Below are 11,443 nucleotides of genomic sequence, written 5' to 3'. Positions count from 1 at the left end.
CGACCGATGACCGCACCGACGCTTGATGTGATGCCCGGCGACGCCGATGCCGCCGCGCAATATCTGACCTTTCAACTGGATGGCGAAACCTTCGCCACCAGCATTCTCGGCATTCGTGAAATCATTCAATACCGCACGCCCACGCCGGTGCCGTCGATGCCGGATTGCGTGCGCGGGGTCATCAATCTGCGTGGCGCAGTGGTGCCGGTGGTAGACCTGCAGTCGCGGTTGGGACGTGCGGACAGTGCGATCGGCAAACGCAGCTGCATCGTGATTCTGGCTACCGAGCAGGCGCAAGCAACGCAGGTGATCGGCGTGCTGGTGGACGCGGTCAATGCAGTGATCGAACTGGCCGATCAGGACATCGAAGCGGCACCTTCGTTCGGCACGCATATCCGTCGCGACCTGTTGCGCGGCATGGGCAAGGTGGGCGAGCGCTTCGTGGTGCTGCTGGACATGGAGCAGGTGCTGCAGGTAGACGAGATCGCCGGAAATACCGATGCGCTGGCGGCCTGAGCGCTAGCACTACAACGGGTGCGCAGCGCCGGGCGCGCCGATCACCCCTGCGGGTGCCACCCGTTGAAGCGGTGCACGCGATTGCGGCCTTCGCCACGCGCCTGCTGCAGCGCGTGGCGGGCGCGGGCCAGCAAGGTGTTGCTGTCGAATGCCGTGGGTGCGGCAACATCCACCAGCCCTGCGCTGATGGTCAACGGGCCGGTGGGCCAGCTCGCCTCTTCCATGGCCTTGCGTAAGCCTTCGGCAGCCTCCAGTGCCGCAGGCGCCGAGATTGCCGGTAGCGCCACGCAGAATTGATCGCAGGCCAGACGCGCCACGATCGCATCTGACGGCAGCTGCGCTTCGAGAACGCTGGCGGCCTGCAGCAAGCTGGCGTCCGCGGCAGCCGCGCCAGCCTGCAGTTTTTGCCGTTTGAAGCCGTCCAGTTCGATCAACATGAAACCAAGTGCGGCATCCGGCGTTGCGCTGGGCGCATCTGCAAGCGCCTGCAAGGCATGCTCCAACCCGGCGCGATTCCATCGCCCGGTGAGCGCGTCGCGCAGCGCGTCCAGCTCTACCAGCCGGGCGGCCTGCTGCAGTTCGAGGGTGCTGACCACTTGCCTGGCGAGCGCCTGCAGCGCGTCGCGTTCGGCCACCGACAAACGACGCGGGCTGCGATCCAGCACGCACAGCGTGCCCAGCGCGATGCCGTCGGAGGTCAGCAAAGGCGCGCCCGCGTAGAACCGGATCTGCGGCTCCCCGGTCACCAGCGCATTGCTTACGAAGCGTGCGTCCAGATGGGTGTCGCCGACTTCCATCACCTGATCGGGTTCGAGGATGGCGTGCGCGCAGAACGACAGTTCGCGCGGCGTTTCGGCCGGCTGCATGCCAATCCTGGATTTGAACCACTGGCGGTGGGTATCGACCAGCGAAATCAGCGCCATCGGCGCGCGGCAGACCGCAGCTGCAATTGCGGTGAACGCGTCGTAGCTTGGCTCCGGTGGGGTGTCCAGCAAATCGTACGCGTGCAGCGCCACCACACGCTCATCCTCGTTGGCCGGCAAGCGCGCGCCGAAATTGGCGTTGACGCCACCTGGCAGCAGCGTGACCGGGATCAGGTTCAACGCAGGCGCGTCGGGTATCTGCATGCAAAGCACCACCGGAACAAGGCGCCATCAAGGCGATGAAAGAGGAGCGGGTTGGCACTGGTCGAAGCGGTCGCACGACAGCGATCAGCATCGGAACAACAGCGAAACACCTGTCCGGATCTTGCCACAAGACTGCCCGCGCGTATCGCTGACCCATTCCAGTCTTTGCAGGCGCCATCTTGCCCGATGAGCGGGACGGTGCAAGACATCAGCGCCGGCGATGAAGCGCGCAAGCGCGCCACAGCCAGCAGCCGCGGGAGGTGTCCTCACATCGGCTGCGGCGTTGGCTGCATCACTCCTTACTGACCCGCATTGCGGGTGGGGCGACGGCTCTGCTCGTCATGCACCTTGAGGTCTTCCTGGCCCGGGCGCTGCTTGGCGGCATCGTCGTGCTTGCGGTCCTGCTGACTCTCGGTCACCCCGTGCGCATCGTCGGCGACGGTATCGGGCTGTTGGTCCTTGTGGTTCATGGCTTGCGTCCGCTATGGAGAGAAGCCTGGACGTTAGCGCGCACGGTGTGATCCCTGCGCCACGGCGACGGCTGGCGTGCCCACGCTGTTCCGCGCGGCAGCGTCTTCCAGAACGCACAAGCCCCGGAAACATGACGTTTCCAGGGCCTGTACGTTTGATTCGATGGTGGAGCGGAAGGGGATCGAACCCTCGACCTTCGCGATGCGAACGCGACGCTCTCCCAGCTGAGCTACCGCCCCACGTACTTCGATTCTAACCACATGCCGCGCGGTTCGCCAAGGGCTGGCCGGCAGCGGCAGAGCGCGCCGCACTGGCGCGCCCGAATGCGATCACTCGCGGATCAGCGGAAATTTCAGGTCCGGGTTCTTGGCCTTCCATTCCTTGTACGACACCGAGCCTTCCCAGGCAGCGAAGGCCTTCGGGGTGCGGCCACGGCCGGACCAGGTCTCACCGGTATGCGGCAGTTCGTACTTCGGCTTCACTTCGCTGCGGCCGCTCTTGACCACTTCCTTGCGCGCAGCGGTGGTGCCGAGGTAGGCGGCAATGTCGTTGCGCTGCTTGGTGTTGAAGTGGCCGGCAAACTGCTCGAGCAGCGAGACGATGGTGGCATGCGCGGAGGATGCCTCGCTGGCGCGCTCGGTTTTCTCCTGCTCTTCCAGCTTCTGCAGCTCGTCCAGCAGCTTGGCTTTGGCTTGCGCGATGGAATCCAGTTTTGAAGAGGTATTGCTCACAGAGGTATGGCCTCGGAATAAAGAGTGGACACGCTGCCCGGAGGGCGCGCGGCATTATGCCATGTGGCCTGGGGGGCGGCCGTTAGGGAACAGGGGCTTGCACGCGGCGTGAACAGGCTTTTCACAACGCCTATTCAGGCGCTTTCGCATTGTCGCTACGGGCACTGCTTGACCCGATTCTATGGGCAGCAGGCCCGACCATGACGATACAGGAGCGGGTAATGAGTGCTGCTCGCACCGTTTTGTTGGCCGCTCCAAGCGAAAAGGTCTGCCATGAGCCTGAGCGAATACCGCCGCAAGCGCAGTTTCGACAAAACCCGCGAGCCCGAGCCGGGCAAAGCCCTGCCACAAGGCCAGCGCGCGATCTTCGTGGTGCAGCTGCATCACGCCAGCCGTCGCCATTACGATTTTCGCCTGCAGGTAGGCGATGCGCTCAAGAGCTGGGCGGTACCAAAGGGGCCGAGTTACGACCCCAAGGTCAAGCGTATGGCGGTGGAGGTCGAGGACCACCCCGTCGACTACGCCGGCTTCGAGGGCAAGATTCCCAGGGGCGAATACGGCGGTGGGCAGGTGGCGCAGTTCGACCACGGCGTGTGGGCCACCGCAGGCGACCCGGAGGCGCAGTTGGCCAAGGGGCATCTGCGGTTCGAGTTATTCGGCAACAAGCTCAAGGGCGGCTGGCATCTGGTGCGGTCCAGCAAGCCGGCACGGCAGCCGCAATGGCTGCTGTTCAAGGAGGACGACGCCTATGCCGGTACGTTGGAGGCCGACGATCTGCTGGCCGATGTCGCTGCCGCGCCTGCCGACGATGTGCGCCGCGCAGGCGCGGGCAAGGCCGTTCGCAAAGCGCTGACGCGCGTGCCGCCGCCGCAGGCCGCAAAGAAGCGCGGAACCTGGGCCAAGCAGGCGCTGGCGCTGACCAATGCACGGCGCGCCGAGATGGAAGATGGACCGTTCGCGCCGCAGCTGGCCAAGCTGGGCCAGTCCCCGCCCGCAGGCGCGCAGTGGCTGCATGAAATCAAATGGGACGGTTACCGCATCCTGGCCACCGTCACCGCAGGCAAGGTGCGCTTGTGGTCGCGCAATGCGCTGGAGTGGACCGCCAAGACGCCGGAGATTGCCGACGCCATCCAGTCGCTGGGCCTGCGCAGCGCGCAGATCGATGGCGAGCTGATTGCCGGACGCGGCACCAAGCAAGATTTCAATCTGCTGCAGGCCACCTTGTCCGGCGAACGCCAGATGCCGCTGGCGCTGGCGGTGTTCGACCTGTTGCATGTGGACGGCGTGGACATCAGCCAGGCGCCGCTGCGCGAGCGCAAGCAGCTGTTGCAGCAGGTGCTCGCGGCCGCACCCAATACGCATCTGGCCTACAGCTCGCATGTGGACGGCGATGGCAGCGAGGCGTTTCGGGTGGCCGGCGAGCAGCACTTCGAAGGCATCATTTCCAAACGCGCAGACCGCCCTTACCACGACGGGCGCAGCGACGATTGGCGCAAGACCAAGCAACTGGCCAGCCAGGAATACGCGGTTGTGGGTTACACCGCGCCCAAGGGCAGCCGCAGCGGCTTCGGCTCGTTGCTGCTGGCCACCCCGGACCCGGTGCACGGCTGGCTGTACGTGGGCCGTGTGGGCTCCGGCTTCTCCGATGCGCTGATGCACGAGGTCGCCCGGCAGCTGGAGGGCGGCGGGCGCAAGCCGACGGCGCATATCCCCACCGAGGATACCGATCTACGCAGCGCCACCTGGTTTGCGCCGCGCTTTGTCGTGGACGTGTTCTATCGCGGCATCGGTGGGCAGCAGCTGTTGCGCCAGGCATCGTTCAAGGCGCTGCGCCCGGACAAGCGCATTGCCGATCTTTCCGACAGCGATGCGGCAGATGGCGCGGCCGAAACGTGTGCCAGCAAGCGCCCGGCACCACGTGTTGCGAAAAATGAAGGGGGTGCAACCATGCAGGCGCCAAAGCGAGCGGCAACGCGTGCGGCAGCGGCCACGCGCACATCGGCGGTGGCTGCAGCTGCATCGGCCGAGATGCCGGCACTGTCCAGCCCGACCAAGCTGATCTACCCGGATATCCGCGCGACCAAACGCGATGTGTGGGACTACTACCACGCGGTGATGGATCACGTGTTGCCGCAGATCGTCGGCCGGCCGTTATCGATCATCCGCTGCCCAAGTGGCGCGGAAAAACCGTGCTTCTTCCAGAAGCACCACACTGCCGGGCTCGAGCGCGTGAGCTCGGTGAAGCTGACCGAAGAGACCGGCAACAACGCGTACTACCTTGTGGTGGAAGATGCGCCCGGCCTGCTGGAACTGGTGCAATTCAACGCGCTGGAATTCCATCCCTGGGGCTCGCATGCCGACCGCCCGGATGTTGCCGACCGTGTGGTGTTCGATCTGGATCCGGGCCTGGATGTGCCGTTTTCCGAAGTCAAACGGGCGGCGAACGATATCCGCAAGCTGCTGGCGCAGCTGGAGCTGGAATCGTTCTTGCGTGTTTCCGGCGGCAAGGGGCTGCATGTGGTGGTGCCATTGAACCCGGGCTGCGATTGGGAGGTGACCAAGCGCTTTGCCAAGAGCTTTGCCGACGCATTGGCGCAGGCCGAGCCGGACCGGTTCGTTGCCACAGCCACCAAGCGCCTGCGCAACAAACGCATCTTCGTCGACTATCTGCGCAACGGCCGCGGTGCCACCGCGGTGGCGTCCTACTCGTTGCGTGGCCGACCGGGGGCGCCGGTCGCGTTGCCGCTGCCATGGTCGGACCTGTCCAAGTTGCAGCGCGCCGATGCCTTCACCTTGCGCGATGTCCCCGAGAAGCTGCGCCGCCGTCGCAAGGACCCGTGGGCGGACATGGACCGTATCCAGCAGAACCTGGCGCGCTGGGCGGAGCAGGATGAAGATTGACGCGGCGTGCCGTTGATCAGGCCAATGCGCCGCCAGCCATGTGTGACGATGCTGGGCATCGACGTGGTTGGGTCAAGCATTCGGCGTCGTTCACGCCCATCCGAGCGCTGTCGCCAGGTTGCTGTCAGCGGCCTTGGTGCCAGCTCACCGACACACCACGAAAAGCCCGCATCGCTGCGGCCTTGAGGTGCGGGAGGCGCAGTCGCACTAGGCCGCAGTCTCTTCCAGCAACGGCATCACCTGCGCTTCCAGCACTGCGCGGCGCCATTGGCCCAGCGCCGCGGGCCAGCTGCGCTGCTCGATCAGGGTTTCCAGATGTCGGCGCGAGGCCAGCAGGCCATCCGGCAGACCGAGTTCGCGGCTGCGCTGCGCCACGGTGTCCTGCAGTCGCTTGAGCACGGCCTTGTTGCCGTCGGTGGCGGCTTGCGCCAGCGGCGCATGCTCTTCGTCGGGCAGCGGCGTATTGAGCGCGTCCCACACCGCAGTGGCGAGCTTGCGCGGCGCCTTGGGGAATTTGTCGAACTGGCGCAGCAACGCGTCCAGATCGGCGGGTGGAAACCGCGCCAGCTGGCTGGCCAGTTCGTTGTCCAGGATCCAGCTGCGCGGGCGATCGCTCTGACGTGCCTGCAGGTCGCGCCAACGCAGCAGCCGCAGCAGCCGACGTTGCGCCGCCGGCTCCAGGAATTGCGCGGTGCGCAGGCTCACGTGCGGCCAGCGTTCGCCATCGTCGTGCTCCACCGTGGCGAGCAGGCGCTGCGCATCTTCGTCCAGCCAGCCCAGGCGGTCCTGCTCGGTAAGACGGCGGGTGAGTTCGTCGTGGATGGCGAACAGGTAGCGCACGTCGTCGGCGGCGTATTCCAGCTGCGACGGCGATAGCGGGCGACGCATCCAGTCCGAACGCGTCTCGCCCTTGGTCAGCAAGGTGCCGGTCACTTCCTGCACCAGTTTCTGATAGCCCATGCCGCCGCCGACACCGGCCAGCGCCGCGGCGATCTGGGTGTCGAACAGCGGCCGCGGCAAGACGCCGCACGCGCATTTGAACGTGACCAGGTCTTCGCTGGCGCTATGCATCACCTTGACGATGTCGGTGGCGGTCAGCCACTCCTTGAGCGCCGCGTTCATGCCGGGAATCAGCGGGTCGATCAGCAGGATCTCCTCGCCGATGGCCATCTGCACCAGCGCCAGCTGCGGCCAGTAGGTGCGTTCGCGAATGAATTCGGTATCCAGGCCGATGCGCGACGGGCGCGCTGCCTGTAGACGTTCGGTCAGCTCGGAGGGGTGGGTGATCCAATGGGGCACGTGATTTCCGTCGACAGCAAGGGTTTGCGCAGAACGCGCAGAATAGCCTAACGTCGCGATCGCCTGTCGTGCGGCAGAGCACTGGAAGGAGCAGGTGGTGGATGAGTGCGGCAACCGGGTGGCAGCGTGGGCACTGATCGCTCTGAGTGTGTGCGCGTGTACGCGAACACCCACGCCAGCCCCTGCGGTTGCGCCGCAGCCTGCGCCTGCCGCCGCACCAAGCAAGCCGAATGTTTCCATCGGCGGCGAAGAATCCGCCGAAACCGTCGCGCAGTGGCAACCGCCCGCGGTGGATCTGGGCGATGCGCCGTTGGCGCAGGTGCGCAAGCGCGCCGATCAGGCATTGCAGGAAGACCGCCTGTATCGCGATGCCGACGATGCGATCCCGTTGTATCTGGCGATCCAGCAGCGCACCGAAGGCAAGGACGCTGAGAGCCTGCGCGGCCTGGCGCAGGCACGTGCCCGCCTGCTCGAGCGCGGCGCGGCGTTGATCGAACAGACCGAGCGCCAGGACGATGCGCTGGAGCAGGCACGCGAGTTGGCCATCGTCGCACTGGCGCTCGCGCCGCAGGACCCCAAGGTGCGCGCACTGCAGCGCGAGGTGGAAACCGCGCAGCGTGTGCTCGCGTTCAATCGCGCCGGCGAAGAAGACCTGCGCGGTGGACGGCTGGGTGAAGACGGCAATGGCGCGCTGGCGAATTTTCGCGATGCCGCGCAACTGGACCCGGACGATCCGCGTACCCGGCAGGGCTTGGCCGCCGTCGAAAGCGGCCTGCTGGAGCGTGCGGAACGGGCCGCGCAGGCGAGCGATTTCGTCGGTGCCCGCTACTGGCTGCAGATGGCAGGGCAGGTGCGCGAACGCGCGCCCACCATCGCCGATGCACGCGCGCGGGTGGAACGCATGCGCCGCGCGCAGATCGCCGCCTTGCACGATGCCGGTCTGCACGATCTGACCTCGCCACGTGGGCTCAAGCCGGCCGGGGGAAAACTTGCCGAGGTGCTGCGCATCGCCGACCCCGGCGACCCGGTGGCCGGCGACCTGCGCCGCCGCCTGGAATTGGCCACGCATTACGGCAGCTTCCGCCCCGGGCAGGTGTTCACCGATGGGCTCAAGGTGGGCGGGCGCGGGCCGCAGATGATCGTGGTGCCGCATGGCGCCTTCCAGATGGGGGCGGGCGATGCCGAGCCCGGGGCATCGGACAACGAGCGCCCTGCGCATTACGTGCGTTTCGCGCGCGGGTTTGCGCTCTCGATCACCGAAGTGACAGTGGCCGAGTTCCGTCAGTTCGTCGAAGCCACCGGCGCGCGCCCGCGCGCCACCCGGCGCGGGCATTCGGTGGTATACGACGAGCGCAGCGGCAACTTCATCCGCCGCAGCGGCGTGGATTGGCAGTCCGACTACAACGGCGCCCAGGCCGCGCCCAACAGCCCGGTGATGCACATCAGCATCCGCGATGCCGAAGCGTACGCGTCCTGGCTCTCGGAACAGACCGGTCGCCACTATCACGTGCCCAGCGAGGCCGAATTCGAATATGCGGTGCGCGCCGGCACCACCGGGCGTTACCCATGGGGCAATGCCGGCTCGCCCCCGGTCGATGCGGGCAACTTCACCGGCGGCAACGACGTCTCGCGCAGCGGCCGGCACTGGAACAACGGCTTTGTCGGCTACGGCGACGGCTTCTGGGGTCCGGCGCCGGTGGCCAGCTTCCGCGCCAACGCCTGGGGCCTGCACGACATGGGCGGCAACCTGAGCGAATGGGTGGCCGATTGCTGGCATGCCAGCTACCGCCGTGCGCCGGCCGACGGCGCCGCCTGGTACAACCCGGGCTGCCGGCAGCGCATGATCCGCGGCGGCAGCTGGGCCAATTCGCCGCAACAGACACGCGCGGCCTGGCGACAGTCGCAGGATTCGGACACCACCAGCGCACGCATCGGCTTCCGGCTGGCGCGCGGAATCTAGAGTTGAGGGGAGGGGCGCTTCGGGACGGCGGTTCGATTCCGCCCGTCTCCACCAATCCGCTCACCTCCACCAAACAGCGTTCAAGGCGAGCGACTACAGCCTGGAATTCTCGATGCAGAGAGTTCCCGGCCTTTTCATGTGCATTGCAGGGGCCGGATGCAATGCATAGCGCCGGCGTGGCCGTGGTGGATACCGCCACTTACCGCGAACGCGTGCGCTCGCATCATGCCGCCTGCAGCTCGCTGGCCGACGATGCCGAGCGGCTGGGCAAGAAATTGTTGCGCGCCGACCATGTCGATGCCTTCCTGCCGCCGGTACTGGTCGGGCAGGGCGACGGTGCGGTGCTGGCGCGTCAAGCACTGGCCGCTGCGGCGGCGCCCGACGTGCTGGGCGGTGCGGTGGTCGCCGACGCCGGTAGCAAGGATCCAGGCCTGGCCTGTTCGTGCGACATGCCCGATGCCAATCAAGGCTTTCTCGACGATCTGGTCGACGACGCCAGCCCGATGCAGATCGCCGCGGCCACCCGCGGCCACTTCCTGGCCGCGCAGGCACAAGGCCTGGGCGACTTGCCGCTGGTGGAACTGCATGCGCCCGGCAGCGACCGTCTGGTGGTCATGCTGTCCGGCGATGGCGGCTGGCGCGAACTGGGCAAGGGCATCGCCGCGCAACTGCAGCAGCAGGGCGTGTCGGTGGTGGGTTGGAACAGCCTGCGCTACTGATGCCGAACGCGATGTGGAGCCGGCCATCCAGTCGCTGGATGTGCATCGCCTGCAATGCATTTATGGCGAAGAAGAAAAGGACACGCTGTGTCCGGAACTGCACGCACGTGGCGTGCAGGTGCTCGCGCGCGCCGGCGGGCACCACTTCGATCATGATCCGGCGGTGTTGGCCGGGCTGCTGATGCAGGGCTGGCAGCATGCAGCGCAGGTGCCTAGCCGCTCCTGACGTTGCTCAGCGCTGAAACCGGCGCTGTCATGCGTCGCTTGCTTTCAGCCTTCGCCAGAGTCCACCCGCACCTCGATGCTGCCATCGGCCAGCTGCGCACGCAGGCGCTCGCCTGCGACCACGTCGGCCGCGCTGCGCACCACGCTGCCATCGGCGGGGCGGGTCACGATGGCATAGCCACGCGCCACCGTGGCCAGCGGGCTGACCGCTTCCAGCGAGCGCGCAACGCTGCGCAGTTGCAGTTGATCGTGCTGCAGGCGGCGTTGCATCGCCGCCTGCGGGTGCAATGCCCGCAGACGTTGCTGCAGGCCGGCCAGATGGCGTTGCGGGTTGTGCGATTGCAGCTGCGCCTGCCCGCGTTGCATCCGCGATTGCAGGCGTTCCAGCACCTGGGTCATGCGTGTGCGCAGCTGGCGGCCGGCCTCTTCCTGGCGGCGGTGCAGCAGTTGCAGGCGCGCCTGCGGGCTGTGCGCAAGCAGGCGCAGTGCAAGCCGGTCGGCGCGTTGCATGGCAGTGCCCAGGGCATGCTGCTGCAGCTGTGCCATGCGTGCCCGAGCACGCTGCACGCGTGCGACCAGCTCGCGTTGATCGGGCACCAGCAATTCGGCCGCTACCGAGGGCGTGGGTGCACGCACGTCGGCCACGAAATCGCTGAGGCTGAAGTCGGTCTCGTGGCCCACCGCCGACACTACCGGCGTCTGCGCGGCAGCGATCGCGCGCGCCAGGCGTTCGTCGTTGAAGGCCCACAGATCTTCCAGCGAGCCGCCACCGCGGGTGATCAGGATGACGTCGTAACGCCCGGAGGCATCGGCGCGCTGCAGCAGCGAGGTGACCTGCGCGGCGGCGCTGTCGCCCTGCACCAGCGACGGCAGCAGGTCCACTTCCAACAGCGGAAAGCGCCGTGCCAGCACGCTGAGCACATCGCGCACCGCCGCGCCGCTGGGCGAGGTGATCACCGCCAGACGGCGCACATGCGCAGGCAACGGTTGCTTGCGCTCGGCATCGAACAAGCCTTCGGCCGCCAGGCGCGCACGCAGTTCGTCGAAGGCACGTCGCAGCGCGCCTTCGCCGGCTTCTTCCATGTGGTCGAGCACCAGTTGGTAGTCGCCGCGCGCTTCGTACAGGGTCAGGCGTCCACGCGCGAGCACGCGCAAGCCTTCGCGCGGCTGGAACTTCAGCCATGTGCTCTTGGGTTTGAACATCGCGCAGCGGATCTGTGCGCGTGCGTCCTTCAGCGTGAAGTACAGATGGCCCGAGGACGGGCGGGTGACGCTGCTCAGCTCTGCTTCCACCCACACCAGCGGGAAGCTGCCTTCCAGCAGGTCGCGCGCCAGCGTATTGAGCTGGCTGGGAGTGAGGATCTGTTCGTTGCGGTCGGCCATCGCCGCATTATCCCGTAGCGGCGCCGGTCGTGGGTGATCGGTTGCCCGAAGCTCATGAGCCCGGTGGCTGATCGTGGGCCATCGCCTGCCGCGCGTGTGGCGCCGATGGCT

At 66.8% G+C, this 11,443-nt stretch carries 8 protein-coding genes, 1 tRNA gene and 1 pseudogene; 4 read left to right on the top strand and 6 right to left on the bottom strand.

Annotated elements, in window-relative coordinates:
- Positions 1–6: 6 nt before the first annotated feature.
- A complete protein-coding gene (locus tag M3O59_RS11810) occupies positions 7–516 on the top strand; it encodes a chemotaxis protein CheW (protein ID WP_064633279.1) in 510 nt (169 codons plus the stop codon).
- 41 nt (positions 517–557) lie between these two features.
- Here M3O59_RS11810 and M3O59_RS11805 read toward each other — a convergent pair whose 3' ends face one another.
- The 4 genes from M3O59_RS11805 to M3O59_RS11790 all read right to left on the bottom strand — a co-directional run bounded on the left by M3O59_RS11805 (position 558) and on the right by M3O59_RS11790 (position 2,845).
- Complete coding sequence (locus M3O59_RS11805) at positions 558–1,643, bottom strand: sensor domain-containing diguanylate cyclase (RefSeq protein ID WP_116904962.1); 1,086 nt, start codon at positions 1,641–1,643, stop codon at positions 558–560.
- A 299-nt stretch (positions 1,644–1,942) separates the two neighbouring features.
- Positions 1,943–2,113 (bottom strand): hypothetical protein, encoded by a 171-nt coding sequence (locus M3O59_RS11800; protein WP_064633283.1) that lies wholly within the window; start codon positions 2,111–2,113, stop codon positions 1,943–1,945.
- Positions 2,114–2,277: 164 nt separating this feature from the next.
- Positions 2,278–2,353 (bottom strand) — tRNA-Ala (locus tag M3O59_RS11795).
- Positions 2,354–2,443: 90 nt separating this feature from the next.
- Positions 2,444–2,845 carry an H-NS histone family protein gene (locus tag M3O59_RS11790; protein WP_064633285.1) on the bottom strand — a complete coding sequence of 134 codons (402 nt, stop codon included), beginning with the start codon at positions 2,843–2,845 and terminating at the stop codon, positions 2,444–2,446.
- 273 nt (positions 2,846–3,118) lie between these two features.
- Between M3O59_RS11790 and ligD the strand changes: the two genes are divergently transcribed.
- Positions 3,119–5,746: a DNA ligase D gene (gene ligD, locus M3O59_RS11785; RefSeq protein WP_116904961.1), complete on the top strand. Its 2,628-nt coding sequence runs from the start codon at positions 3,119–3,121 to the stop codon at positions 5,744–5,746.
- 207 nt (positions 5,747–5,953) lie between these two features.
- Here the strand turns inward: ligD and rnd are convergent, their stop codons facing one another.
- Positions 5,954–7,045, bottom strand: coding sequence for a ribonuclease D (rnd, locus tag M3O59_RS11780; RefSeq protein WP_064633288.1), 1,092 nt, complete (start codon positions 7,043–7,045; stop codon positions 5,954–5,956).
- A gap of 97 nt (positions 7,046–7,142) precedes the next feature.
- Here rnd and M3O59_RS11775 point away from each other — a divergent pair, with 97 nt between their 5' ends.
- Positions 7,143–9,005 carry a formylglycine-generating enzyme family protein gene (locus M3O59_RS11775; RefSeq protein WP_249046875.1) on the top strand — a complete coding sequence of 621 codons (1,863 nt, stop codon included), beginning with the start codon at positions 7,143–7,145 and terminating at the stop codon, positions 9,003–9,005.
- A 176-nt stretch (positions 9,006–9,181) separates the two neighbouring features.
- Positions 9,182–9,950, top strand: a pseudogene (locus tag M3O59_RS11770) (AcvB/VirJ family lysyl-phosphatidylglycerol hydrolase); the annotation flags it as partial.
- Between the two features lie 44 nt (positions 9,951–9,994).
- Here M3O59_RS11770 and xseA read toward each other — a convergent pair.
- Positions 9,995–11,332 (bottom strand): exodeoxyribonuclease VII large subunit, encoded by a 1,338-nt coding sequence (gene xseA, locus M3O59_RS11765; protein WP_116904960.1) that lies wholly within the window; start codon positions 11,330–11,332, stop codon positions 9,995–9,997.
- Positions 11,333–11,443 lie beyond the last annotated feature (111 nt).

The sequence above is a fragment of the Xanthomonas nasturtii genome, from assembly GCF_023337365.3.
GTDB classification, from domain to species: domain Bacteria; phylum Pseudomonadota; class Gammaproteobacteria; order Xanthomonadales; family Xanthomonadaceae; genus Xanthomonas; species Xanthomonas nasturtii.
This window is presented reverse-complemented; position numbering and strand designations above follow the sequence as displayed.

What these genes read in the sequence shown, in the direction of transcription:
- M3O59_RS11810 (WP_064633279.1), top strand. Translation starts at nt 7, where the DNA reads ATGACCGCACCGACGCTTGATGTGATGCCCGGCGACGCCGATGCCGCC.
- M3O59_RS11805 (WP_116904962.1), bottom strand. Translation starts at nt 1,643, where the DNA reads ATGCAGATACCCGACGCGCCTGCGTTGAACCTGATCCCGGTCACGCTG.
- M3O59_RS11800 (WP_064633283.1), bottom strand. Translation starts at nt 2,113, where the DNA reads ATGAACCACAAGGACCAACAGCCCGATACCGTCGCCGACGATGCGCAC.
- ligD (WP_116904961.1), top strand. Translation starts at nt 3,119, where the DNA reads ATGAGCCTGAGCGAATACCGCCGCAAGCGCAGTTTCGACAAAACCCGC.
- xseA (WP_116904960.1), bottom strand. Translation starts at nt 11,332, where the DNA reads ATGGCCGACCGCAACGAACAGATCCTCACTCCCAGCCAGCTCAATACG.